The 24,073-nt window shown below is 66.8% G+C and carries 21 protein-coding genes and 1 tRNA gene; 6 read left to right on the top strand and 16 right to left on the bottom strand.

Features of this window, described 5'->3' with window-relative positions; translation table 11 throughout:
* Nucleotides 1–7 precede the first annotated feature (7 nt).
* Nucleotides 8–1,006, bottom strand: coding sequence for a lipopolysaccharide heptosyltransferase I (gene waaC, locus DPV79_RS24665; RefSeq protein ID WP_113046701.1), 999 nt, complete (start codon nt 1,004–1,006; stop codon nt 8–10).
* A 170-nt stretch (nt 1,007–1,176) separates the two neighbouring features.
* On the opposite strand from waaC, the gene DPV79_RS24660 reads away from it, so the two are divergent.
* Nucleotides 1,177–2,736 carry a chloride channel protein gene (locus DPV79_RS24660; RefSeq protein ID WP_059590404.1) on the top strand — a complete coding sequence of 520 codons (1,560 nt, stop codon included), beginning with the start codon at nt 1,177–1,179 and terminating at the stop codon, nt 2,734–2,736.
* 116 nt (nt 2,737–2,852) lie between these two features.
* Here DPV79_RS24660 and DPV79_RS24655 read toward each other — a convergent pair whose 3' ends face one another.
* From DPV79_RS24655 to DPV79_RS24635, 5 genes are all read right to left on the bottom strand, one after another.
* Nucleotides 2,853–3,254, bottom strand: a complete 402-nt coding sequence (locus DPV79_RS24655) for a YXWGXW repeat-containing protein (protein WP_113046700.1) — start codon at nt 3,252–3,254, stop codon at nt 2,853–2,855.
* 160 nt (nt 3,255–3,414) lie between these two features.
* Nucleotides 3,415–3,669 (bottom strand): cell division topological specificity factor MinE, encoded by a 255-nt coding sequence (gene minE, locus DPV79_RS24650; RefSeq protein WP_006486661.1) that lies wholly within the window; start codon nt 3,667–3,669, stop codon nt 3,415–3,417.
* A gap of 12 nt (nt 3,670–3,681) precedes the next feature.
* Nucleotides 3,682–4,497: a septum site-determining protein MinD gene (gene minD / locus DPV79_RS24645; protein WP_042978309.1), complete on the bottom strand. Its 816-nt coding sequence runs from the start codon at nt 4,495–4,497 to the stop codon at nt 3,682–3,684.
* Nucleotides 4,498–4,556: 59 nt separating this feature from the next.
* Nucleotides 4,557–5,336, bottom strand: a complete 780-nt coding sequence (gene minC, locus DPV79_RS24640; RefSeq protein WP_048024177.1) for a septum site-determining protein MinC — start codon at nt 5,334–5,336, stop codon at nt 4,557–4,559.
* Between the two features lie 169 nt (nt 5,337–5,505).
* Entirely contained in the window at nt 5,506–6,018 is a 513-nt protein-coding gene (locus tag DPV79_RS24635; RefSeq protein ID WP_165843559.1) for a GNAT family N-acetyltransferase, read from the bottom strand.
* Nucleotides 6,019–6,682: 664 nt separating this feature from the next.
* On the opposite strand from DPV79_RS24635, the gene DPV79_RS24630 reads away from it, so the two are divergent.
* On the top strand, nt 6,683–7,843 hold the full coding sequence (locus DPV79_RS24630; protein ID WP_048024179.1) for an alkane 1-monooxygenase: 1,161 nt from the start codon (nt 6,683–6,685) through the stop codon (nt 7,841–7,843).
* 105 nt (nt 7,844–7,948) lie between these two features.
* Here the strand turns inward: DPV79_RS24630 and DPV79_RS24625 are convergent, their stop codons facing one another.
* From DPV79_RS24625 to serS, 3 genes are all read right to left on the bottom strand, one after another.
* On the bottom strand, nt 7,949–9,484 hold the full coding sequence (locus DPV79_RS24625; RefSeq protein ID WP_021163429.1) for a methyl-accepting chemotaxis protein: 1,536 nt from the start codon (nt 9,482–9,484) through the stop codon (nt 7,949–7,951).
* A 319-nt stretch (nt 9,485–9,803) separates the two neighbouring features.
* Nucleotides 9,804–9,894, bottom strand: a tRNA-Ser gene (locus DPV79_RS24620).
* A gap of 136 nt (nt 9,895–10,030) precedes the next feature.
* Nucleotides 10,031–11,332 carry a serine--tRNA ligase gene (gene serS / locus DPV79_RS24615; RefSeq protein ID WP_021163430.1) on the bottom strand — a complete coding sequence of 434 codons (1,302 nt, stop codon included), beginning with the start codon at nt 11,330–11,332 and terminating at the stop codon, nt 10,031–10,033.
* A gap of 262 nt (nt 11,333–11,594) precedes the next feature.
* On the opposite strand from serS, the gene DPV79_RS24610 reads away from it, so the two are divergent.
* A complete protein-coding gene (locus DPV79_RS24610; RefSeq protein ID WP_021163431.1) occupies nt 11,595–11,861 on the top strand; it encodes a DUF2164 domain-containing protein in 267 nt (88 codons plus the stop codon).
* A gap of 39 nt (nt 11,862–11,900) precedes the next feature.
* Here the strand turns inward: DPV79_RS24610 and DPV79_RS24605 are convergent, their stop codons facing one another.
* The 3 genes from DPV79_RS24605 to DPV79_RS24595 form a co-directional block, all read right to left on the bottom strand.
* Entirely contained in the window at nt 11,901–13,211 is a 1,311-nt protein-coding gene (locus DPV79_RS24605) for a replication-associated recombination protein A (protein ID WP_021163432.1), read from the bottom strand.
* A gap of 202 nt (nt 13,212–13,413) precedes the next feature.
* Nucleotides 13,414–14,103 carry an outer membrane lipoprotein chaperone LolA gene (lolA, locus tag DPV79_RS24600; protein ID WP_021163433.1) on the bottom strand — a complete coding sequence of 230 codons (690 nt, stop codon included), beginning with the start codon at nt 14,101–14,103 and terminating at the stop codon, nt 13,414–13,416.
* 46 nt (nt 14,104–14,149) lie between these two features.
* A complete protein-coding gene (locus tag DPV79_RS24595; protein ID WP_021163434.1) occupies nt 14,150–16,459 on the bottom strand; it encodes a DNA translocase FtsK in 2,310 nt (769 codons plus the stop codon).
* Between the two features lie 412 nt (nt 16,460–16,871).
* On the opposite strand from DPV79_RS24595, the gene trxB reads away from it, so the two are divergent.
* The 3 genes from trxB (at nt 16,872) to DPV79_RS24580 (ending at nt 19,360) form a co-directional block, all read left to right on the top strand.
* Entirely contained in the window at nt 16,872–17,834 is a 963-nt protein-coding gene (gene trxB / locus DPV79_RS24590; RefSeq protein WP_021163435.1) for a thioredoxin-disulfide reductase, read from the top strand.
* A gap of 136 nt (nt 17,835–17,970) precedes the next feature.
* Nucleotides 17,971–18,750: a Smr/MutS family protein gene (locus DPV79_RS24585; protein ID WP_113046698.1), complete on the top strand. Its 780-nt coding sequence runs from the start codon at nt 17,971–17,973 to the stop codon at nt 18,748–18,750.
* The gene (locus DPV79_RS24580) at nt 18,737–19,360 is read left to right on the top strand and encodes a trimeric intracellular cation channel family protein (protein WP_011351253.1); all 624 of its coding nucleotides are present in this window, start codon (nt 18,737–18,739) and stop codon (nt 19,358–19,360) included. Before DPV79_RS24585 ends, DPV79_RS24580 begins: the two co-directional genes overlap by 14 nt.
* A 90-nt stretch (nt 19,361–19,450) precedes the next feature.
* Here the strand turns inward: DPV79_RS24580 and DPV79_RS24575 are convergent, their stop codons facing one another.
* The 4 genes from DPV79_RS24575 to DPV79_RS24560 form a co-directional block, all read right to left on the bottom strand.
* Nucleotides 19,451–20,569 carry an ABC transporter ATP-binding protein gene (locus tag DPV79_RS24575; protein WP_021163438.1) on the bottom strand — a complete coding sequence of 373 codons (1,119 nt, stop codon included), beginning with the start codon at nt 20,567–20,569 and terminating at the stop codon, nt 19,451–19,453.
* A gap of 112 nt (nt 20,570–20,681) precedes the next feature.
* A complete protein-coding gene (locus DPV79_RS24570; protein ID WP_163012829.1) occupies nt 20,682–21,539 on the bottom strand; it encodes a carbohydrate ABC transporter permease in 858 nt (285 codons plus the stop codon).
* Nucleotides 21,529–22,467, bottom strand: a complete 939-nt coding sequence (locus tag DPV79_RS24565; protein ID WP_042977917.1) for a carbohydrate ABC transporter permease — start codon at nt 22,465–22,467, stop codon at nt 21,529–21,531. The genes DPV79_RS24570 and DPV79_RS24565 overlap by 11 nt, the downstream gene beginning before the upstream one ends.
* A 137-nt stretch (nt 22,468–22,604) precedes the next feature.
* On the bottom strand, nt 22,605–23,852 hold the full coding sequence (locus DPV79_RS24560) for an ABC transporter substrate-binding protein (protein ID WP_059590252.1): 1,248 nt from the start codon (nt 23,850–23,852) through the stop codon (nt 22,605–22,607).
* Nucleotides 23,853–24,073 lie beyond the last annotated feature (221 nt).

The following is a 24,073-nucleotide window of genomic DNA, read 5'->3' as shown; positions in this document are numbered from 1 at the left end:
CGCTTCGTCAGGCGGTCAGTCGCGCGCGCAGCGCGCCGTAGGCCGGGCAGACCGCACCGATCGCGTCCAGCGCCTCCCCGACCGACGGCACCGTGCCCGGCTCGCCGATGGACAGGGCATTCGGCGCGCCGCCGATCCCGCAATGGTGCCGCGACGTCGCAACGAAGATCATCACGGTCGGCCGCTGCAACGCGTGCGCCATGTGCACGAATCCCGTATCGACCCCCACCACGAGCGCAGCCCGGCCAAGCGCCGCGCCGAGTTCGCGCACCGTCATCGCGGGCAGCACGACCGCCCCCGGCGCGCGTGCGGCGATGTCCTGCGCGTCGTCGTGCTCGGCAGCCGATCCCCACGGCAGCAGCACGCGCACGCCGCGCGCCATCATCTGCGTGGCGAGCGCGGCCCAGTGATCGGCCGGCCATTTCTTGTCGGGGTTGGACGTCGCATGGAACAACAGCATGAACGGTGCGCCGTCGGTCACGGCCGTCGGCAGGTTCGCGTCCTGCGGCGGGACGATACCGTACGTGGCGATGCCCTCGGGCGCGTAACCGAGCGCCTCGCCCGCGCTCACGCGCATCCCGTGCCACGCATCGCAGTCCGGCCGCGGGCCGAAGCGATGCGAATACGCGAAGCGGGCGCCCGTTTCGCCGAGATCCTGCGTCTGGTAGCCGATGCGGCGCGCGGCGCGCGCCAGCACCGAAATGATCGCGCTCTTGTAGACGCCGTGCAGGTCGATCACCGCATCGTAGCGGTGCTCCCGCAGCGCGCCGATCGACGCCGAGATCGCCTTCAGGTCGCCGCGATTGCGCATCTTCTTGAAACGGCGCAGCGGCGCGCAAAGGACACGGCTGACGCCCGGATGCCAGCGCACGACCTCCGCGCACGATTCGTCCACCGCCCAGTCGACCGTTACGCCGGGAAAGGCGCGATGCAGATCCGCCACGACAGGCAGCGTCTGGACGACATCGCCGAGCGACGTCACTTTCACGATGAGGATGCGTTTCACGTTTGCGGGGAATAGCCAGCCATTTTGGGATGCTAACGACGGATACCCGCCGCGAACATTACTCTTGAATTACATTTGCAACGAAATGCTACAAGCTTGCGAAACCCTGTCGCCCACTGTGCGACCCCGGTTCCTTTTTATAATGTCTCCTTTGCCCGATGGCCCCGCCGATGCCACGCCCCGCTCTTGCCGCCCTTCCCGCCCTGTTTCCCGCCCTCACCCGTCGCTCGTTGAGAATCTGGCGCCAGTACGGCGTTTTCTGGCTCGGCGCGATTGTCGTCGGCCTCGCGGCCGTACTCTACGCGCGACTGATCGACTGGGGCTACGAAAGCTTCCGCACGATGCGCGATCACGCCGCGTGGCTGCCGCTGCTGCTGACGCCGGCAATCGCCGCCGTGTCGGTATGGATCACGCGCCGCTTCTTCCGCGGCGCCGAGGGCAGCGGCATCCCGCAGGTGATCGCGACGCTGCATGCGCGCCCGAGCGCGTTCGGCTCCCGGCTGCTGACGCTGCGCATCCTGTTCGGCAAGGTGCTGGTGTCGTTCCTCGGCATCCTGGGCGGCTTCACGATCGGCCGCGAAGGGCCGACCGTGCAGGTCGGCGCGGCGCTGATGTTCAACCTGCGGCGCTTCTACCCGCGCTCGAACGCGCAGATCGAACGCCAGTTGGTGCTCGCCGGCGCGGCGGCCGGGCTGTCGGCCGCGTTCAATACGCCGCTCGCCGGGATCGTATTCGCGATCGAGGAGCTGACGCGCAGCTTCTCCGCGCGCGCCAGCGGCGTGCTGATCACCGCGATCATACTCGCCGGCGTCGTCGCGCTCGGCCTGAACGGCAACTACACGTATTTCGGTACGATCGATGCCGGCCCCCATTTCCCGAAACTGCTGGCGCTCGCCGTGCTGGTCACCGCGATCGTGACCGGGATCGCGGGCGGGCTGTTCTGCTGGCTGCTGCTCAACACGGGGCGCTGGCTGCCCGCGCGATTGCTGGGCCTGTATCGCGAGCGGCCGATCGCGTTCGCCGCGCTGTGCGGCTTCGCGATCGCCGTCGTCGGCCTCGTATCGGGCGGCACGACCTTCGGCAGCGGCTATGCCGAAGCACGCGGCCTGCTCGACGGCAGCCAGCATCTGTCGGTGTTCTACCCGTTCCTGAAAATGGTGTCGATGGTCGCGTCGTACCTGCCGGGCATCCCCGGCGGGATCTTCGCCCCGTCGCTGTCGATCGGCGCAGGGTTCGGCAACCTGCTGCACGTCGTGTTCAGCAACATGAGCCTGCCGATGCTGATCGCGCTCGCGATGGTGGGCTACATGGCGGCCGTCACGCAGTCGCCGATCACGTCGTTCGTGATCGTGATGGAGATGATCAACGGTCACGCACTCGTGATTTCGCTGATGGCCACCGCGTTGGTGTCGAGCCGCGTATCGCGCTTCTTCGCGCCGCCGCTCTACGAGACGCTCGCGCTGCGCTATCTCGCGCCGCCCGTCGCGGCCGCGGAACCGGCCGCGGCAGCCGCAGCGAGCACGACGGTGGCAACCGGCGTCACCGAGCCGCAGGATGCGGCCGCCGCGCCCGCCGACCCGCTCGACACGCTGCGCGACGAAGGTGGTGAAGTGCCGCCCGCCACCGCACCGACCGAAGGCGCCACCGATGCGCCCGCGCCGCACGACGACGAGCCGGCCGCGGCCGGGACCAACGACGCGGCGCAGCCCGGCCCGCGCGACGCTCAGTAGATCACGACGGGTGCCGGCCGGTAGTACACGGGCCGCGCCGGCACGACGATGCACCCGGCCAGCGTGATCGCGACGAGCGCGATCGCGATTGCGGTTCTTTTCATCGCCCGCCTCCATCACGCCCAGTGGCCACGGGTCCAGAACCAGTTCGGACCGCGCTGGTCCCAATGGCCCGGCACCCATTGCATGCCGACGCGCTCGGCCTCCCAGTGGCCGCCGATCCACACGTAGCGGCCATGCTCCCAGTGCCAGTGCCCGCGATCCCACACATAGCCCACGCGCGCGGACGGCACGACCTCGTAGCGCACCGGCGGCGGCGCATTCGGCGCGACGATGACGACTTCCTCGGTGCGCACGGCGACCGGCTCGGCGACGACCACGCGGCCCTGCGGCGCGATCACGGGTGTGCCGACGAGAATCTCGTCCGCATGCGCGGCAAGCGGCGCGACGACGGCTGACAGGCTCGCGGCAAGCAGGGCGAGCGAAGCGATACGACGTTGAACAGTAGAGACAGCCATCACAACCTCCAGGTTGAACAAGTTACGCGAGCGTATTCGTTCAATGCGGGAGGAGCGATAACGGCCGACAGGCGCCGTGTTACGGCGTGCCCGAAAGTGCAACAGGGCGTAAGACGCGCGCGGCGGCGACTGCCGCCGTGCGGAGGGACACAGGAAGCACTCAGGCCTGCGGGATCTCGATCTTCACTTCGAGGACTTCGAGATCGTCCTGGCGCTCGAGGCTCACGCGGATGTCATCGTTCGAAATATGGACGTACTTCGAGATGACCGCGACCAGCTCCTTCTGCAGCGCCGGCAGGTAATCGGCCGGCGGGCGGCCGCCGACGCGCTCGTGCGCGATGATGAGCTGCAGGCGCTCCTTCGCGACCGATGCGGACTTCTTCTTCTCACCGAGGAGAAACGAAAGGATGGACATTGACGGCCTCCGTTACTTGCTGCCGAAGAGGCGCTGCAGCAGGCCCGGCTTCTGGTAATCGGTGAAGCGCAGCGGCTTGTCTTCACCGAGGAAGCGCGCGACGACGTCCTTGTACGCTTCCGCCACGTCGGTGCCGTCGATATGCACGGCCGGCAGGCCCTGGTTCGACGCATGCAGGACGGCTTCCGACTCGGGCACCACGCCGATCAGCTTGATGCGCAGGATCTCGCTGATGTCCTCGAGCGACAGCATCTCGCCTTCGCTGACGCGCTTCGGGCTGTAGCGCGTGATCAGCAGGTGCTCCTTGATCGGATCCTTGCCTTCGGTCGCACGCTTCGTCTTCGACGACAGGATGCCGAGAATGCGGTCGGAGTCGCGCACCGACGACACTTCCGGGTTCGTGACGATCAGCGCTTCATCCGCGAAGTACATCGCGTGCAGCGCGCCCGCCTCGATGCCGGCCGGCGAATCGCAGACGATGTATTCGAAGTCCATCGCGGCCAGGTCGTTCAGCACCTTCTCGACGCCTTCGCGCGTGAGCGCATCCTTGTCGCGCGTCTGCGACGCCGGCAGGATGAACAGGTTCTCGCACTTCTTGTCCTTGATCAGCGCCTGGTTCAGGTTCGCTTCGCCCTGGATCACGTTCACGAGGTCGTACACCACGCGGCGCTCGCAGCCCATGATGAGATCGAGGTTGCGCAGGCCGACGTCGAAGTCGATCACGGCCGTCTTGTGGCCGCGCAGCGCGAGACCGGACGCAAAGCTCGCGCTCGTCGTCGTCTTGCCCACGCCGCCCTTGCCCGAGGTCACCACGATGATTTTTGCCATTTACCCAATACCCTGTGTTCGTCAATGAGAGCCGATCGATCCGGAGCGCACCGCGTGTATTACGTCAGGCGCAGCGGTTCGATCATCAGTTTTTCCTCTTCGAGCCGGATCTGCACCGCTTTCCCCAGTACATCGGCGGGCAACGGGTTCTCGGTTGTCCGATAGATACCCGCGATCGAAATCAGTTCCGGCTCGAGACACGTGCAGAAAATGCGCGCGTCGTGATTGCCGTGCACGCCCGCGAGTGCGCGGCCGCGCAACGGCGCGTAGATGTGGATATTGCCTTCCGCGATGATCTCCGCGCCGTGACTGACCGGCGCGAGCACCACGAGGTCTCCTTTCGCGTAAATCTGCTGCCCCGAACGCAACGGCCGGTCGATCACGAGCGTCTGGCCGCCCGGCTGGTTCGACACCGGCACCGGCTCGGACGCCTGCTCGGGCGCCACCGCGGCTGCCGCAGCGACGACGGCCTCGGCGACCGGCGACGCTTCCGCGCCCTCGGCCGGTTTCGCGGCCGGCACGCGGCGATCGCGCGCCTCGAGCAACGGCAGGCCGGCTTCCCCCGCCCAGCCCTGCGTGGCCAGCGCCACGACACCCACCGGGCGCATCCGCACGTCGTTCAGCATCTGGCGGATGTCCGCCAGCGCGACGCGTTCGCCGTCCGCCAGGCGGCGGACGTCGATCGCGACGACATCGTCGGCGAAAAACTCGGGAGTCGCTTCGAAGCGCTTGACCAGTTCGGTACGCAACGCATCGAGATCGGTCGTCTTCACGGTGAACAGCAACGTATCGACCGATCCGCTGCGCAGCTCGAAGAATGGCGATTTTTTAAGCGACATGGACACTCTGCAAAAATTTTTTGCGTATTTTACAGGCGTCCACGCGCGCGGCCATTATTTTTGGGGAACCGGGTTGCGGCGCACCGGGCGGGCGCGCAACCGGAAAGCGGGCTGGCAAGCGGGCGACCGGACCTTCATCGCGCCGCGCGGCCCGCGTTCTGACGTCGCGTCAGTGTTTCACCTGCGAAACGTACAGCGATTTCATCGCGCCGGGCATCCGCGCGATCGGCGCGTGTTCGCCGGTGTTGCCGAAGCCCGCGCGCTCGTAGAAGCGGATCGCGTTGCGGTTCGCATCGGCAATCCACGCGTAGACGTCCTGGGCGCCGCGCTCGGCGAGCCAGGCGGTGGCCGTCTCCAGCAGCAGCACGCCGCCGCGCAGATGGCGCACCGCGTGCGCGACCCACAGCTCGCTGACGAACGCACGCCGATCGGGCGTATTGTCGAAATACGCGCCGATCATGCCGGCCGGATGGCCTTCGGTATACAGCAGGAAAGTCGTCGACTCGTCGGACACGGCGCGCAGCGCGGCGATCGCCGACGCTGCGTCCGTTTCGACGTTCAGCAATTCGGCCTCAGGCGCTTCGCCGGGCGCGTAGGGCTCGCGCAGCGATGCAGCGCGGAGTTCGCGATACACGCCGCCCTGGTCGGCAACGATACGACGAACGGTCAAGGTCGAACTCATGCAGGCACACCCTTCGGACAGCAAGCTACTAGCTTCAACCGAAAGCGGGGCATGAGTCAAATCGTAATTTTCAAATGGCAGCGCGAATCGAAAGGCGGCAGGCACTGCGGGCGGCCATGCGGCGCCCCCGTGTGCAGGTGCAGCATCGGCGCATCGATGCGGCAACCGGACGACCTCCGCGACGACTTCATTCGACACCTGGCGCCAGTCGCCTTGCGGCACGAGGCAGCCGCAGGTCGGGACCCTTGCATTTCATCATGAAAGGCGTAATGAACCGTAATATTGGTAACGTCGAAGCAAGCGACATGGGTCACCATCCCGCTCCGCATATTGCGACGCAACATTTGTTGCGAACCCGCAGCGTCGATGCCCGTCCTCGTCACGGCACGCCATCCGTCTGACAAACCTGCCGCCCGCGCGGGCCGATCCGGCCATTCCCGCATGTTTCAATCGGCGTGCGCGGGCCCTTCCCTGCCTGCGCCGCACGCGCGCCGCCGTTTGGAGCCGCACGCCTAGTGCCGGAGTTTGGCAAGCGTGCACATGGGTCGTATAACAGGCAGAACCGGACGACGATCCGGTTCAACCGCGCGTGCGTCGCGGGCCAACGAGAATTCGAACAACCATACAGGCGGCCGCCTTCGGGCCGGCCGGCAGGAGGGAGACAATGGCAATGACCGACGGATCGGCTTCGGGCTGGTCGGATGGCAAGCGTTACCTGTGGCTGCTCGGCGCGCTGACGATCACGCTGCCGATTCTCGCCGCCCAGCTCGCGCTGTCGACGGGCCTGCACGTGTTCTGGTGGTTCGGCCCGCTGTTCGCGTTCGGCGTGATCCCGATCCTCGACACACTGATCGGCGACGATCGCGACAATCCGCCCGAGGCCGTGGTGCCGCACCTCGAACGGGAGCGCTACTACCGGCTGATCGTCTATCTCGCGACCCTCGTCGAATACGTCGCGTTCTTCGCGTGCGTATGGATCGTCGGCACGCACGCGCTCGCCTGGTACGACTATGTCGGCTTCGCGCTGTCGCTCGGCGCCGCGACGGGCATCTCGATCAATACCGCGCATGAACTCGGGCACAAGACCGACCGCTTCGAGCGCTGGCTCGCGAAGATCACGCTCGCGCCGGTCGCATACGGCCATTTCTACGTCGAGCACAATCGCGGCCACCATGTACGTGTCGCGACGGCCGAGGATCCGGCGAGCGCGCGCTATGGCGAATCGTTCTGGGCCTTCCTGCCGCGCACCGTGACCGGCAGCATCCGCTCCGCGTGGCGGCTCGAGAAGGCCCGCCTCGAACGCCTCGGGCATTCGCCGTGGACCTGGCGCAACGAGGTGCTGCACGCATGGGCGATGACCGTCGTCGTGTGGGGCATCGCGATCGCGATGGCCGGCAAGGTCGTGATCCCGTTCCTCGTGATCCAGGCCGTCTACGGTGCGTCGCTGCTCGAAGTCGTGAACTACGTCGAGCACTACGGGCTCGGCCGCCGCAAGCTGCCGAACGGCCGCTACGAACGCTGCACGCCGCAGCATTCGTGGAACAGCAACCACGTCGTCACCAACCTGTTCCTGTACCAGTTGCAGCGGCACGCCGACCATCACGCGAATCCGACGCGCTCGTACCAGGCGCTGCGCCACTTCGACGATTCGCCGCAACTGCCGGCCGGCTACGCGACGATGATCCTGTTCGCGTACGTGCCGCCGCTCTGGTATCGCGTGATGAATCCGCGGGTGGTCGCGCACTACGGCGGCAACATGGCGCAATCGAACATCAAGCCGTCGATCCGCGCCCGGGTGCTCGCGCAATATCCGGCCACGGCTTGATCGCGTGGGCCGGGCCGCTGGTGGCTTGGCGCCGGCGCGTACCGCCGACAGCCGATGCCGCGCCGGCCCCCGGATTCGTTCGAGCCGGGCACGACGGCGCCCCCGTCACGCCATTTCCGGCAACCTGAACACGGCAACCGCATGCCGCAGCGCGCTCGCCTGCTCGGCGAGTGCCTGCGTCGCGGCCGATGCCTGCTCGACGAGCGCCGCGTTGCGCTGCGTCGCTTCGTCCATCTGCGTGACCGCGATGTTCACCTGCTGGATGCCGCCGCTCTGCTCCTGCGACGCGGACGAGATCTCGCCGACGATCGTCGTGACGCGCTGCACCGCGCCGACGATCTCGTGAATCGACTCGCCCGCCCGGCCGATCAGCACGGCGCCTTCGTCGACCCGCCGCGTCGACTGCTCGATGAGCCCCTTGATCTCCTTCGCGGCGGCGGCGCTGCGCTGCGCGAGCGTACGCACTTCCGCCGCGACGACCGCGAAGCCGCGCCCCTGCTCGCCCGCACGCGCCGCCTCGACCGCTGCGTTCAGCGCGAGGATGTTGGTCTGGAACGCAATGCCGTCGATCACCGCGATGATCTCGCCGACCTTCGCCGAGCTGTCGGCGATGCCGTTCATCGTGCCGACGGCATCCGACATCACGCCGCCGCCGGCCGCCGCGATCGTCGATGCGTCGCGCGCCAGCTGCGCCGCGTGCTGCGCGTGCTCGGCCGACTGACGGACGATGCCCGTGAGTTCGGTCATGCTGGCGGCCGTCTCCTCGAGCGACGCGGCCTGTGCCTCGGTACGCGCCGACAGATCATGATTGCCCGACGCGATCTGTGCGCTCGCCGTCGCGACGGCTTCGGCGTGCGTACGCACTTCGAGCACGACGCCCGACAGGCTCGCCTGCATCGTCCGCAACGCGCGCAGCAGGTCGGCGATCTCGTCGCGGCCGGCCGCGTCGACGTCGCGCGTCAGGTCGCCCTCGGCGACGGCCTGCGCGCATGCGACCGCGCGGTCGAGCGGACGCAGGATCGCGCGGCTGAACAGGAACGCACCGACCATCGCGACACCGAGCACGACCAGCATCAGCACGAGGCTCGCGACAGTGGCGTGCTGCGCATCGCGGCTCGCCTGCGCCGACACGGCGGCACTCTCGTCGGCAATCGACTTCGCGGCCCGCTCCAGCAGCACCGCGGGTTCGCGGTCGACGCCCGCCACGGCGGCATCGCCGGCCGACGGTTCGAAGCCGGCCGCCTTGAACGCGTCGAACCCGCGCCGGTAACCCTCGCCCATCGCCGTGTGCGCACGCATGAACTGCTCGACGAGCGAGCGGCTCTCGCCGGGCGGCAACTGATGAACGAGCTGCGCGGCGAGCGTATCGACCGTGTGCTCGCGCGTCTGGAACGCCTGCCAGTACTGGTCGAGCTTCGCGGGCTGCTTGCCGCGCAACAGCGTGTCTTTCCATTCCTGCACTTGCAGCTTGAACTGCACGAGCGTGGCCGACACGAGCCGTTCGTCGCCGACGTTCGTCTGCACGTCGTCGGCAAACGTATCGATCGATCGATTGAGAATATGGATGCCGTACAGCGCGCCGCCGAACATCAGCAGCAGCGCAACGGCAAATGCGAGGGGAATCTTGTAGCTCAGCTTCATGGGACCTTGGATCGACGGGAACGGTGCAGTCCGGCATGAGCGCCGGCCGCCCCGTGTTAACGGCGCAGCAAGCGCGGGCTTAAAGCTGAAGAAAGCGGCAAGGACAGGACGTGCACGCGCCGCCCCGATCCGGACAGGCTGGACTGCCGACGCTGCCCACTGCGCAGCAAGACGTATGGGACACGGTCGCTATCGCATCGGCACATTCCGATGCATCGACGGTCGATGCTGTTGCCGCCGCCACGCCTTGAGACACACGATTGGGCAAGCCCAAAACGAAAAACCCCTTGATCCTTCCGGATCAAGGGGCTTCGTATTTTGGCGGAGAGGGTGGGATTCGAACCCACGGTACGGGGAAACCGTACGCCTGATTTCGAGTCAGGTACATTCGACCACTCTGCCACCTCTCCTTCCTTGCTGCTTTACTGCATTTCGCGTTTGGTCGTTTCCGCGAAAGAAAAGATTATAGAACGATCTCTTCGAATCTCACAAGCCCTTTTTGCAAATTTTTTTGCGAGGGATTGAAGCGATCGCCGGAGCGCGACGTTACGACGCCTGTGCCGGCGCGTCGATACGCTCGATGCCGCCCATGTACGGACGCAGCACTTCCGGCACCGTGACCGAGCCGTCCGCGTTCTGGTAGTTCTCCAGCACAGCGACGAGCGTGCGGCCGACCGCAAGGCCCGAACCGTTGAGCGTATGCACGAGTTCCGGCTTGCCCTGCGCGTTGCGGAAACGCGCCTGCATCCGGCGCGCCTGGAACGCCTCGGTATTCGAGCAACTCGAGATCTCGCGATAGGTGTTCTGCGCAGGCAGCCACACTTCGAGGTCGAACGTCTTCGCGGCCGAGAAGCCCATGTCGCCCGTGCACAGCGTGATCACGCGGTACGGCAGGCCGAGCTTCTGCAGGATCGCTTCCGCATGGCCGACCATCTCGTCGAGCGCCGCGTATGACGCATCCGGCGCGACGACCTGCACCATCTCGACCTTGTCGAACTGGTGCTGGCGGATCATCCCGCGTGTGTCGCGGCCATACGAACCGGCTTCCGAGCGGAAGCACGGCGAATGCGCGGTCAGCTTGATCGGCAGCGCGGAGCCTTCGACGATCGACTCGCGCACGGTGTTCGTCAGCGAGATTTCCGACGTGGAGATCAGGTATTGCGTGACCTTGTTCTCCTCTCCGCCCTTCTCGACGCGGAACATGTCGTCCGCGAACTTCGGCAGCTGGCCCGTACCGTACAGGATCTCGGGGTTCACGATGTACGGCGTATAGGCTTCGGTGTAGCCGTGCTGCTGCGTGTGCGTGTCGATCATGAACTGCGCGAGCGCGCGGTGCAGGCGCGCGATCGAGCCGCGCAGCATCGTGAAGCGCGCGCCGGCGAGCTTTGCGCCGGTCTCGAAATCGAGGCCGAGCGGCGTGCCGACGTCGACGTGATCCTTCACCTCGAAGTCGAACTGGCGCGGCGTGCCCCAGCGGCGCACCTCGACGTTGTCGGCTTCGTCCTTGCCGACCGGCACGCTTTCATGCGCGACGTTCGGCATACCGAGCATCAGGTCGGACAGGCGCGCCTGGATGTCGCCGAGCTTGGCTTCCCCCGCCTTCATTTCGTCGCCGATCCCGCCGACCTCGGCCATCACGGCCGACGTGTCCTCGCCCTTCCCCTTCATCGCACCGATCTGCTTCGACAGGCTGTTGCGGCGCGCCTGGAGCTCTTCGGTGCGGGTCTGGATCGCGCGGCGTTCCGCTTCGAGGGCGGAGAACGCGGCGATGTCGAGGGTGTAGCCGCGATCGGCGAGGCGCTTCGCGACGCCGTCGAGGTCTTTGCGCAGCAACTGGATGTCGAGCATGGGAGGACTTGGAAAATCGTTGTGTAAGACGGGAATTCTAACGCACCGCAGGGCCGCCAAGGCACTGGACGGACGGACTATGCTGCAAACGGGCGATGACCGTGGCGCGACGGCCATGGCAGTATCGCGTTGCCGGCCCGCCCGTCGGCACCCGCGAAATCGCACGGCATCGAAGCGCCGCGGATCGCGAAACGCCCGCGCGGGCCCGCGGCGGCGCATCGAGCGAGGCGCCCGCCCCACGTCACAGCACCCAAGGAATCCGATGGCCATCGAACTGGACAAGGAAATACGCGACCGTGCGATCGCGTCACTGCAACGCTATTTCACAGAAAACATGGACGAGCCGATCGGCAATATCCAGGCCGGCGCGCTGCTGCACTTCTTCGTCGAGGAGATCGGCCCGGTGATCTACAACCTCGCGATCGCCGACGCGCAGTCGAGCCTGCACACGCGCATCGCCGAACTCGACATCGAATGCCATCAGGAACCGTTCGACTACTGGAAGAAGCAGCCGGCACGCAAGCGCTGACGCGAGCCACGACCACGCCGGCCGCCCCGGGCCGCGCCGTCAGTCCTTCTTGCCGGCTTCGCGATCGAGTTCGCGCAGCCACGCGAGCTTGTCGGCGATCTTCGATTCGAGCCCGCGCGGCACCGGCTTGTACCAGCGCGGTTCGCGCATCCCGTCCGGCAGGTACGTCTCGCCGGCCGCATACGCATTCGGCTCGTCGTGCGCGTAGCGATACGCGTGACCGTAGCCGAGTTCCTTCATCAGCCTGGTCGGCGCGTTACGCAGGTGCACGGGCACCTCGCGCGACTTGTCCTGCTTCACGAACGCCATCGCCTGGTTGAACGCGTTGTAACCCGCGTTGCTCTTCGCCGCGCACGCGAGATAGATCACCGCCTGCCCGAGCGCGAGCTCGCCTTCCGGCGAGCCGAGCCGCTCGTAGGTTTCGGCCGCGTCGTTCGCCACCTGCAGCGCGCGCGGGTCGGCCAGGCCGATGTCTTCCCACGCCATCCGCACGATCCGCCGCGCGAGGTACTTCGGATCCGCGCCGCCGTCGATCATCCGGCAGAACCAGTACAGCGCACCGTCCGGGCTCGAACCGCGCACCGACTTGTGCAGCGCCGAGATCTGGTCGTAGAAGTTGTCGCCGCCCTTGTCGAAGCGCCGCGCGTTCAGCGTCATCGCGCTGCTGACGAAATCGGCGTCGATCGTCGCGACGCCGGCCGACGTGGCCGCCGTCTGCGCCTGCTCGAGCAGGTTCAGGAAGCGCCGCGCGTCGCCGTCCGCATAACCGACCAGCGTATCGATCGCCTTGTCGTCGAACGCGAGGCCGTCGAGCGCGATTTCCTGAGCGCGCTTGAGCAACTGGCGCATTTCGTCGTCGTCCAGCGACTTCAGCACGTACACCTGCGCACGCGACAGCAACGCCGAATTGACCTCGAAGCTCGGGTTCTCGGTCGTGGCGCCGATGAAGGTCACGAGCCCCGACTCGACGAACGGCAGCAACGCGTCCTGCTGCCCCTTGTTGAAGCGGTGGATCTCGTCGACGAACAGGATCGTGTGGCGGCCGGTGCGGTTCAGCGTGTCCTTCGCCTGCTCCATCGACTCGCGGATGTCCTTCACGCCGCCGAGCACCGCGGACAGCGCGATGAACTCGCAGTCGAACGCGAGCGCGGTGAGCCGCGCGAGCGTCGTCTTGCCGACGCCGGGCGGCCCCCACAGGATCATCGAATGCGGCTTGCCCGATTCGAACGCGAGCCGCAGCGGCTTGCCTTCGCCCAGCAAATGCGTCTGGCCGATCACCTCGGCGAGCGTCTTCGGCCGCAGCGCCTCGGCGAGCGGGCGGCGCGGCTCGACTTGAAACAGATCGGACATGAACCCTCGCTCCACATCAAACGGTCGCGGCCGAACCGGCCGCCGGACCCGACATTATGACAGCCGCGCGACGGCACCGCCGTGCCTGCTGTGCGTGCCCGGTGCCCGCGCCCGGTGCCCGCGCCCGGTGCCCGCGCCCGAAAACAACACGGGCCTGCCGTCGCCGGCAGGCCCGTTGCGAAAAAGCGGCGCGCGGCGCCGGTCAGCCCGTAATCACGTCGGCGCCCTTCGGCACGACGAACTTGAACGTATCGCCCTTCAGCGGCGGATTCGTCTGGATGTTCGTAAACGTCAGCAGCGTGACGTTGCCGAACACGTCGTGCAGCTCCATCGCGGCGAGCGTGCCGTTGCGAAAGCCGATGCCGATCCGCTGGAACTGCGTATCCTGCGCCTTCGGCAGCATCTCGAGCCACTCGATGCCGCCCTTCTCGCCGGCATCGCGCAACGTGTAGCTCTTGTCGAGATCGTTGCTGCCGAACAGGATCGCGGCCGGGCTCGCGCCCAGCGCGCCGTTCAGCTTGCGCTCGGTCACCTGGTTCAGGTCGCGGTCATACACGTAGAGCTTCTCGCCGTCGGCCTGCAGCACCTGCTGGTACGGCTTCTGGTACGTCCAGATGAACTTGCCCGGGCGCGCGAACACGAACGTGCCGCTCGAATTGTCGGTGGGCTTCGGCACGGCCTGTGCGGCGCTCGCGCCCTTCGCCGGTGCCTTGACGATCTGCTGCGTGAAGTCGCCCTTCGCCGAACGCACCTGCGACACGAACGCCTTCAGTTGCTCGGTGCCGCCCGCGAACGCGTGCGTCGCCGCGAGCATCAGCGATGCGCCGGCGAGCGCCGCGCCGAGCCAGCGCCGCGTCGAACGAAGGGACATTGCGAACGAATGTTGCTGCATATTGCGGTTTTCTCCCTGGGTGGCCGGCGCCGCGAACGCCGCGGACTCATTCCGCGTCGCGCGCCGGCACAAGAATTTCGCGGTTGCCGCTCGACGACATCGCCGACACGAGCCCCGACTGCTCCATCTGCTCGAGCAGCCGCGCCGCGCGGTTATAGCCGATCCGCAGGTGCCGCTGCACGAGCGAGATCGACGCACGGCGGTTCTTGATGACGATCTCGACCGCCTGGTCGTACAGCGGATCAGACTCGCCGCCGCCTTCGCCGGTTCCCGCGCCGGCCGAGCCCTCGTCGCCGTCGGCGGTGCCGCCCTCGAGCAGCCCTTCGACGTAGTTCGGCTCGCCCTGCTCCTTGAGCTTCTCGACGACGCGGTGCACTTCGTCGTCGGCGACGAACGCGCCGTGCACGCGCACCGGCAGCCCGCTGCCCGGCGGCAGGTACAGCATGTCGCCCATCCCGAGCAGCGATTCGGCGCCCATCTGGTCGAGAATCGTGCGCGAGTCGATCTTCGACGACACCTGGAATGCGATCCGGGTCGGCACGTTCGCCTTGATGAGGCCCGTGATCACGTCGACCGACGGACGCTGCGTCGCGAGGATCAGGTGGATGCCGGCCGCGCGCGCCTTCTGCGCAATCCGTGCAATCAGTTCCTCGACCTTCTTGCCGACGACCATCATCAGGTCGGCCAGCTCGTCGATCACCACGACGATATTCGGCAGGCGGCCGAGCGGCTCGGGATCTTCCGGCGTCAGGCTGAACGGGTTCGGCAGCTTCTCCTCGCGCTTCGCGGCCTCGTCGATCTTGTTGTTGTAGCCCGCGAGGTTGCGCACGCCGAGCTTGCTCATCAGCTTGTAGCGGCGCTCCATCTCCGCGACCGTCCAGTTCAGCGCGTGGCCGGCCTGGCGCATGTCGGTGACGACCGGGCACAGCAGGTGCGGAATGCCTTCGTAGACGCTCATTTCGAGCATCTTCGGATCGATCAGGATCAGGCGCACCTGCTCGGCGGTCGCTTTATACAGCAGCGACAGGATCATCGCGTTGATCCCGACCGACTTGCCCGAGCCGGTCGTACCGGCGACCAGCAGGTGCGGCATCTTCGCGAGATCCGCGCACACCGGCTTGCCGCCGATGTCCTTGCCGAGGCTGAGCGTGAGCGCCGACGATGCGGCCGCGTACACCTCGGAACCGATGATCTCGGACAGGTGCACCGTCTGGCGGCGCTGGTTCGGCAGTTCGAGCGCCATGTAGTTCTTGCCGGGAATCGTCTCGACGACGCGGATCGACACGAGCGACAGCGAGCGCGCGAGATCCTTCGCGAGATTGACGATCTGGCTGCCCTTCACGCCGGTGGCCGGCTCGATCTCGTAGCGCGTGACGACCGGGCCCGGATACGCGGCCACGACGCTCGCCTCGACGCCGAAATCCTTCAGCTTCTTCTCGATCAGGCGCGACGTGAATTCGAGGGTATCGGCCGAAATCGCCTCCTGCGCCTTCGGCGCGGGGTCGAGCAGCGATACCGGCGGCAGCGTCGAATCGCCCGGCAGGTCGGTGAAGAGCGGCACCTGGCGCTCGCGCTCGACGCGCTCGGACTTCGCCGGCGTGACGACCGGCGGCACGATCGTCACGGGCTCGTGATCCTCGATGCGCACGCGTTCCTCTTCGACCTTGCCTTCGCGGCGCACGGCCGCGGCCTCGCCGAGCTTGCGGTCGCGCTCGGCCTCGCGGCGCAGCTTCGCGACATTGACGGCGGACAGGATCGCACCTCCGACGCGCTCGGCGACCGACAGCCACGAGAAGCGGAAATACAACGACAGGCCGATCGCGAGCAGGATCAGCAGCAGCAGCGTGCCGCCGGTGAAACCGAACGCGTGCGACATCGCGCCCGCCACGGCCTCGCCGATCACGCCGCCCGGCGCGCGCGGCAACTGCACCTTCAGCGACCACATGCGCAGCGCCTCGATGCCGTCGCACGCCAGCACGACGAGCACGAACGCGAAGATTTCGGTGAGCCAGCCGATCGGCCGCTCGGGTTCGTCCACGACCGCCTCGTGACGCGTGATGCGGCGGTAATTGACGGCGATGCGCCGCGCGAGCGGCACGATCAGCCAGTAGGCCGACAGGCCGAACAGCAGCAGGATGATGTCGGCCGTCCAGGCGCCGACGCGGCCGGCCCAGTTCGAGATGTGGTCCACCTGGGCGGCGTGCGTCCAGCTCGGATCGCGCCGGCTGTAGCTCAGCAGGGCCATCACCAGAAATGCGCAGAGCGCGACCTGGAGAATCCAGCGGATCTCCGTGAGGAGCTTCGACATCCGGTGCGGCAACGCCTGTGCCTGGGCGGAATAAGGAGCTTTTGCCATGAATCCGTATAAAGAGGACGGGCTGCGCGCCCGCCTGTCGTTCGATCCCGCATATTGTAAGCGCTGCACCGGGCCGCCAAGTGTAAATGACGGTTACATAACAGGGCCGGGGTACGGCCGGCGCGGCGCATGCTCTCCGCGGCAGCCCTTTCTGCCCTTTCATCCGGTGCACGGTCCGGCCGGCCGGCCGCAGCCGAGCCGCCCCGGGCGGGTGCCACGCCCCGCCCGCCCCGGATGCGCGACCGTTGCGCCGCGAGACACTATCGCCGCGATTGAAACTCTCGTTCGGCAACGCAGCAACGGGGCCTTTATAATGCGCGTCTGATACCCATCTATGACGGCATCCCGGTCAACCCGGATCGTACGGCGAGCCCTACCCCGCCCGCCGCAGCCGACTTTTACGGATTCGCACATGTCCACGCCCAAACACGCCAAAGTCCTGATTCTCGGTTCCGGCCCCGCCGGCTACACGGCTGCCGTCTACGCGGCACGTGCCAACCTGTCCCCGGTGCTGATCACCGGCATCGCGCAGGGCGGCCAGCTGATGACCACGACCGACGTCGAAAACTGGCCGGCAGACGCGAAAGGCGTGCAGGGTCCGGAGCTGATGGCGCGCTTCCTCGAGCACGCCGAGCGCTTCAACACCGAAATCGTGTTCGACCACATCCACACCGCGAAGCTGCACGAGCAGCCGATCCGCCTGATCGGCGACTCGGGCGAATACACGTGCGACTCGCTGATCATCGCGACCGGCGCGTCCGCGCAGTATCTCGGCCTGCCGTCCGAAGAACACTTCATGGGCAAGGGCGTGTCGGCCTGCGCGACCTGCGACGGCTTCTTCTATCGCGGCCAGGAAGTCGCGGTGATCGGCGGCGGCAACACGGCCGTCGAGGAAGCGCTCTACCTGACGGGCATCGCGAAGAAGGTCACGGTGATCCATCGCCGCGACAAGTTCCGCGCGGAGCCGATCCTGATCGACCGCCTGCTGGAAAAGGAAAAGGAAGGCGCCGTCGTGATCAAGTGGGATCACGTGCTCGATGAAGTGACCGGCGAGGATTCGGGCGTCACGGGCCTGCGCATCAAGAACGTGAAGACCGGTGCGACGGAAGACCTCAGCGTGCAGGGCGTGTTCGTCGCGATCGGCCACAAGCCGAACACCGACCTGTTCCAGGGCCAGCTCGAGATGAAGGACGGCTACATCCTGACGAAGAGCGGCCTGCACGGCAACGCGACGTCGACGAGCGTGCCGGGCGTGTTCGCCGCCGGCGACGTGCAGGACAACGTGTACCGCCAGGCAATCACCAGCGCGGGCACGGGCTGCATGGCCGCGCTCGACGCGCAGCGCTACCTCGAAAGCCTGCACGACAAGAAGTAAGCCGCGAGACCGCTCGCGCCGGGCGCTACAATGGCGTCCGCTGCCGCGAAGCGGGCTCGACCGGAAAGCCGCTGCCGCCGTGCAGCGGCTTTTTTTTGCCCGCGCGCCCGAACGCGCCTGCCCTGCGTACCGAATCATGGCGAAGAACCAGCCCCATCCGAGCGATCCCGCGAAGCGGCAGATCGCCGCCCGTCCCGCGAACCCCGCGTCCGTCGCGCCGGCGCCCGCGCCCGATCCCGCCGCATTGCGCGGCCAGGGGCTCGCGGGCCTCGGCGCGTTGCGCAAGTCGCTGCAAGGCGAAGCCGATCGCCGCGAACGCCAACGCGTCGAAACGGCCAAGGCCGAGCGCAAGGCGGAAGCCGACGCGAACCTGTTCCGCAACGAAATCGGCGCGATCCAGCCGCTCAATGCCCCACCGCGCGCGGCAGCCGGCCGCACGCCGCCCGATCCGGTGCCGAAGCAGACGCAGCGCGACGAGGAAGCCGTGCTGAACGCGACGCTGTCCGACGAATTCGATCCCGAGACGCTGCTCGACAGCGACGACTCGCTGTATTACCACCGCCCCGGCATCAGCCGCGACGTCGTGCGCAAGCTGAGGAGCGGCGCGTGGATCGTACAGGCGCAGATCGACCTGCACGGGATGCGGCGCGACGAGGCGCGCGACGCGCTCGCCGAATTCATCCGCGAAGCCGGCAAGAAGGGGCTGCGCTGCCTGCGCGTGATCCACGGCAAGGGGCTCGGCTCGATCGGCAAGGAACCCGTGCTGAAGGGCAAGGTGCGCGCGTGGCTCGTGCAGAAGGAGGAAGTGATCGCGTTCTGCGAGGCGCGCGGCCACGACGGCGGCGCCGGCGCGGTGCTGGTCCTGCTGCAGCCGTTCGCGGCACCCGCCGACCGGGGGCCGCGTGCCGCATCCTAGGCTGACGCTCGCGATCGCGATACTGGAGGCGATCGCCACGCTGGCCTTTGCGATCTCGGGCTTCATCGAGGCGCGCAAGAACCGTCTCGATTCGGTCGGCACGTTCGTCGTGGCGCTCGCCACCGCGTTCGGCGGCGGCACGCTGCGCGACATCCTGCTCGAGCGTCGGCCGTTCTACTGGGTCGTGCACGACGACTACGTGATCGCGATCTTCGTGCTCGCGCTGTTCGCGCCGTTCGTGCTGCGCATGCTGTCGCGGCTGTCGGCCGAGCGGCTACTGCTCGTCGCCGATGCGATCGGGCTCGGGATCTTCAGCATCTCGGGCACGGCGATCGCGCTCGATGCCGAGATGCCGCGCTTCATCGCGGTGATGATGGGCGTGATTACCGGCGTGGTCGGCGGGATCATCCGCGACGTGCTGTGCAACGACATCCCGCTGATCCTGCGCGATTCGCGGCCGTACGCGACCTGCGCGTTCGTCGGCTGCTGGTTCTACCTGCTGCTCGTGTGGCTGCAGTTCGATTCCGTGTACAGCGTGCTGCTCGCGACCGGATTCATCCTCGTCGCTCGGCTCGCGACCTTCAAGTTCGACGTGCGGCTGCCGCACTGAGCGCCGCCGCAACGCCGGACGCATCGCCAGAAACAAAAGGGGCCGCTCACGTCGAGACGGCCCCCTTCTTCATTCAGCGCGAACGCTGCGTCACGCGATCCGCTCTTCCGAAGCCGGATCGAACAGCACGGCCTTCGACACGTCGAACAGCAGCGACTGCGTCTGCCCCGGCTGCGGGTTCGCGGCCGGATGCACGCGGCTCACGATCCGCTTGCCGTTCACCTGCGCGAACACGTGCGTGTCCGGCCCGGTCGGCTCGGTCACGTCGACGCGCACGTCGATCGGCTGCAGCTTCGACGCCTCGCCGTGGTGCGCGTTGCGCGCATCGGTGATGCGCTCCGGACGCAGCCCGAGGATCACCTCGCGGCCGACGTGGCCGTTCATCCGCTTCGCGTCGAACGGCAGGTTCAGTGCGCTACGCGCGAGGCCCGTATCGATCTCGAGCGCGATCCCGCTGCCCTGCTCGACCAGCTTGCCGTTGATGAAGTTCATCGGCGGCGCGCCGATGAAGCCCGCGACGAACAGGTTCGACGGCGAATCGTAGATCTCCTGCGGCGCGCCGAACTGCTGGACCACGCCGTCCTTCATCACCGCGATCCGGTCGCCGAGCGTCATCGCCTCGATCTGGTCGTGCGTCACGTAGACGATCGTCGTGCCGAGGCGCTGGTGCAGCAGCTTGATTTCCGCGCGCATCTCGATGCGCAGCTTCGCGTCGAGGTTCGACAGCGGCTCGTCGAACAGGAACAGCGACGGATCGCGCGCGAGCGCGCGGCCCATCGCGACACGCTGGCGCTGGCCGCCGGACAGCTGGCCCGGCTTGCGGTCGAGCAGGTGCTGGATCTGCAGCATCTGCGACACGCGGTCGACGATCTGCTGCTGTTCGCTCTTCGGCACCTTGCGGATGTTCAGGCCGAACGAGATGTTCTCGCGCACCGTCATCGACGGGTACAGCGCGTAAGACTGGAACACCATCGCGATGTCGCGATCCTTCGGCGACAGGTCGTTGACGACCTTGCCGTCGATGCAGATCTCGCCGCTCGTGACCGTCTCGAGCCCGGCGATCATGTTGAGCAGCGTCGATTTCCCGCAGCCCGAACCGCCGACCAGGATCAGGAACTGTCCGTCCTCGATCTCGATGTCGACACCCTTCAGGACCGGCACCCCGTTCGGGTAGGTCTTGTACACGTCACGGATGGAAAGGCTTGCCATGCTGTGAATCCTCTGTCTCGTCTCGCGCGGCGCACTCCGGCGCCGCGTCGGGTTCGTTTCGATGCGCCGCGCGCGAGGCGCGGCCGGTTCGTCGTATCGGATGAAGCCGCGCTTACCCCTTCACCGCGCCCGCCGTCAGCCCGCGCACGAAATAGCGGCCGGCGACGATGTAGACGAGCAGCGTCGGCAGCGCGGCGATGATCGCGCCGGCCATGTCGACGTTGTATTCCTTCACGCCCGTCGACGTGTTGACGAGGTTGTTCAGCGCAACCGTGATCGGCATCGAATCGACGCCGGAGAACACGATCCCGAACAGGAAGTCGTTCCAGATCTGCGTGAACTGCCAGATCAGGCACACCATGAAGATCGGCAGCGACACCGGCAGCAGGATCTTCGTGAAGATCGTGAAGAAGCCGGCGCCGTCGATGCGCGCGGCCTTCACGAGTTCGGCCGGCACGCTCACGTAGAAGTTGCGGAAGAACATCGTCGTGAACGCGATCCCGTACACGACGTGCACGAACACGAGGCCCGGAATCGTGTTCGCGAGGCCCAGCATCCCCTGCAGGCGCGCCATCGGCAGCAGGATCACCTGGAACGGAATGAAGCAGCCGACCAGCATCATCGTGAACAGCGCGTCCGCGCCGCGAAAGCGCCAGTGCGTGAGCACGTAGCCGTTGAACGCGCCGATCAGCGACGAGATCAGCACGGCCGGGATCACCATCTCCAGCGAGTTCAGGAAGAACGGCTTCATCCCGTCGCAACGCACGCCGGTACACGCACCGCTCCACGCCTTCACCCACGGGTCGACGGTCCAGCTGGTGGGCGGCGTCAGCAGGTTGCCGGTGCGCAGCTGGTCGAGATCCTTGAACGACGTCGACAGCATCACGTAGATCGGGAACAGGAAATACAGCGCGAACAGGATCAGTGCCGCGTAGATCACTGCCCGGCTGATCGTCATCTTAGGCTGCATTGCGGGTGCTCCTCGATTCCATATACATCAGCGGCACCAGCACCGCGACCACGGTCGCGAGCATCATCACCGAGGATGCCGCGCCGAGCCCGAGCTGGCCGCGGTTGAACGAAAACGTGTACATGAACATGGCCGGCAGCGACGACGACGTGCCCGGCCCGCCCGCCGTCAGCGCGACGACGAGGTCGAAGGTCTTGATCGTGATGTGGCAGAGGATCAGCAGCACCGAGAAGAACACCGGGCGCATGCTCGGGATCACGATCTTGCGGTAGATGGTCGGCAGCGTCGCACCGTCCACCTGCGCGGCCTTGAAGATCTCGGCGTCGACGCCGCGCAGCCCCGCGAGGAACAGCGCCATCACGAAGCCGGTCGACTGCCACACGGCCGCGATCACCACGCAGAAGATCGCCTTGTCCGGATCGTCGAGCCAGCCGAACGAGAAGCTCGTCCAGCCCCAGTCGTGCATCACCTTCTCGAGGCCGAGGCCCGGGTTCAGGATCCACTGCCATGCGGTGCCCGTGACGATGAACGACAACGCCATCGGGTACAGGAAGATCGCGCGCAGCGCGCCTTCGTTGCGGATTCGCTGGTCGAGCAGGATCGCGAGGAACAGGCCGAGCCCCACGCAGATCGCGATGAACGGAATCCCGAACCAGCCGAGGTTCGCGGCGGAGGTCCACCACACGTCGTTCTGGAACAGGTCCGTGTAACGGCCGAAGCCGTCGAATTCGTAGTTGGGCAACAGCCGCGAGCGGGTCAGCGACAGATAGCCGGTAATCAGGATGAAGCCGTAGATGAACACCACGGCGATCGCGACGCTCGGCGCGAGCACGAGCTTCGGTATCCAGCGATCGGCGAAGGCCGACATCGGCGACGTACGCCGTGCGGCGGCAGCGCCGGATCCGTTTCCGCTAAGAGGGGCAGCCACTTGATTCGACTCCTGGAACGAGGGCGGCGCAGGCCGGGCCGGCGCCGGTACGGCACGGGCCCGCGGGCGAGCCCGTTTGCTGCACATGCAAAAACGCCCGGCCGATGAAGCGTTTCCGGCCGGGCGCCTGGCGCGCGTTACTTGACCTTCGCGGCCTTCGCGAGCGCGGCGACCGCGCTCTTCGAATCCTGCTGCGAGTTCATGAACTTCGTCACGACGTCGGTGATCGCGCCGGCGGTCGCGTCGCTTTGCGCCATGCCGTGCGCGAGCGACGGCACGAAGCCGCCCGACTTGATCGCGGTCTGCTCGTCGGCGTACGACTTCTTCGCGCAATCGTCGAACTTGTCCATCTTCACGCCGAGACGCACGGGCACCGAGCCCTTCAGCAGGCTGAACTGCTCCTGGAAGTCCGGCGTCATGATCGTCTTCGCGAGTGCGAGCTGGCCCGGCGTCGCGTTCTTCTCGCCCTTCTGCTGGAAGAACACGAACGAGTCGACGTTGAACGTGTACGAATTCGCGGTGCCCGGCACCGGCGCGCAGACGTAGTCCTTGCCCGCCTTCTTGCCGGCGTTCTCGAACTCGCCCTTCGCCCAGTCGCCCATGAACTGCATGCCGGCCTTGCCGTTGATGACCATCGCGGTCGCGAGGTTCCAGTCGCGGCCGTTACGGCCGGTATCGAAGTAACCCTGGATCTTGCGCACCGTGTCGAACACGGACAGCATCTGCGGCGACGTCAGCGTCGCCTGGTCGAGGTCGACCAGCGCCTTCTTGTAGAACGCCGGGCCCTGCGACAGCACGACGTCTTCCCACAGCGTCAGGTCCTGCCACGGCTGGCCGCCCATCGCGACCGGCTGGATACCCGCGGCCTTCAGCTTGTCGGCCACCGCGAAGAATTCAGGCCAGGTGGTCGGCACCTTCGCGCCGACCTTGTCGAGCGCGGCCTTGTTGATGTACAGCCAGTTCACGCGGTGCACCGAGAACGGCGCCGCGACGGTATGGCCCTTGTACTTGATGATCTTGTCGATTTCCGGCGGCAGGTTCTGCTTCCAGTCGCCGGCAGCGGAATCGATGTTGACGAGCACGCCCTGGTCGGCCCAGTCCTGGATCAGCGGGCCCTTGATCTGCGCGGCCGACGGTGCGTCGCCGCTGATCACCTTGGTCTTCAGCGCGGTCATCGCCGCTGCGCCCGCGCCGCCCGCGACCGCGAAGTCCTTCCACACGTAGCCCTGCTTTTGCAGGTCGTCCTTCAACACGCCGACGGCCTTCGACTCGCCGCCCGAGGTCCACCAGTGCAGCACCGTTACATTCTCGGCTGCCTGCGCCGCCACGGCGCCAGCCATCAGGCCTGCGGCGCAGAGCGCGCCCATGATCGAGCGAACTTTCATTACTTATCTCCTCCAGACTGAATCAACTCGTGAGGTTCCCTGACCGGGAACCGGCTTCTTGATAAACGACGGGGAAATCGAGCCGCGGGACGCATGCAGCGTACGGGGCCGATGACCGGCCGGGCTCTTACAGAAAGCGTGAATCGAGATTCAACGGCGTGTCTCCTCTTTGTGTTTCTGGCCCGCCGCGATGCTGCGGCGCGAGCCCGGGGCTAACGGCG

This window comes from Burkholderia reimsis (genome assembly GCF_003294055.1).
Taxonomy (GTDB): domain Bacteria; phylum Pseudomonadota; class Gammaproteobacteria; order Burkholderiales; family Burkholderiaceae; genus Burkholderia; species Burkholderia cepacia.
This window is presented reverse-complemented; position numbering and strand designations above follow the sequence as displayed.

Excerpts from the sequence above, each read along its gene's own strand:
- DPV79_RS24630 (WP_048024179.1), top strand. The coding sequence starts at position 6,683 with ATGGCAATGACCGACGGATCGGCTTCGGGCTGGTCGGATGGCAAGCGT.
- DPV79_RS24575 (WP_021163438.1), bottom strand. The coding sequence starts at position 20,569 with ATGGCAAGCCTTTCCATCCGTGACGTGTACAAGACCTACCCGAACGGG.
- DPV79_RS24560 (WP_059590252.1), bottom strand. The coding sequence starts at position 23,852 with ATGAAAGTTCGCTCGATCATGGGCGCGCTCTGCGCCGCAGGCCTGATG.
- DPV79_RS24610 (WP_021163431.1), top strand. The coding sequence starts at position 11,595 with ATGGCCATCGAACTGGACAAGGAAATACGCGACCGTGCGATCGCGTCA.
- DPV79_RS24660 (WP_059590404.1), top strand. The coding sequence starts at position 1,177 with ATGCCACGCCCCGCTCTTGCCGCCCTTCCCGCCCTGTTTCCCGCCCTC.
- DPV79_RS24595 (WP_021163434.1), bottom strand. The coding sequence starts at position 16,459 with ATGGCAAAAGCTCCTTATTCCGCCCAGGCACAGGCGTTGCCGCACCGG.
- minD (WP_042978309.1), bottom strand. The coding sequence starts at position 4,497 with ATGGCAAAAATCATCGTGGTGACCTCGGGCAAGGGCGGCGTGGGCAAG.
- minE (WP_006486661.1), bottom strand. The coding sequence starts at position 3,669 with ATGTCCATCCTTTCGTTTCTCCTCGGTGAGAAGAAGAAGTCCGCATCG.
- DPV79_RS24585 (WP_113046698.1), top strand. The coding sequence starts at position 17,971 with ATGGCGAAGAACCAGCCCCATCCGAGCGATCCCGCGAAGCGGCAGATC.
- minC (WP_048024177.1), bottom strand. The coding sequence starts at position 5,336 with ATGTCGCTTAAAAAATCGCCATTCTTCGAGCTGCGCAGCGGATCGGTC.
- DPV79_RS24635 (WP_165843559.1), bottom strand. The coding sequence starts at position 6,018 with ATGAGTTCGACCTTGACCGTTCGTCGTATCGTTGCCGACCAGGGCGGC.
- trxB (WP_021163435.1), top strand. The coding sequence starts at position 16,872 with ATGTCCACGCCCAAACACGCCAAAGTCCTGATTCTCGGTTCCGGCCCC.
- DPV79_RS24570 (WP_163012829.1), bottom strand. The coding sequence starts at position 21,539 with ATGCAGCCTAAGATGACGATCAGCCGGGCAGTGATCTACGCGGCACTG.
- serS (WP_021163430.1), bottom strand. The coding sequence starts at position 11,332 with ATGCTCGACATCCAGTTGCTGCGCAAAGACCTCGACGGCGTCGCGAAG.
- DPV79_RS24605 (WP_021163432.1), bottom strand. The coding sequence starts at position 13,211 with ATGTCCGATCTGTTTCAAGTCGAGCCGCGCCGCCCGCTCGCCGAGGCG.
- lolA (WP_021163433.1), bottom strand. The coding sequence starts at position 14,103 with ATGCAGCAACATTCGTTCGCAATGTCCCTTCGTTCGACGCGGCGCTGG.
- DPV79_RS24655 (WP_113046700.1), bottom strand. The coding sequence starts at position 3,254 with ATGGCTGTCTCTACTGTTCAACGTCGTATCGCTTCGCTCGCCCTGCTT.
- DPV79_RS24625 (WP_021163429.1), bottom strand. The coding sequence starts at position 9,484 with ATGAAGCTGAGCTACAAGATTCCCCTCGCATTTGCCGTTGCGCTGCTG.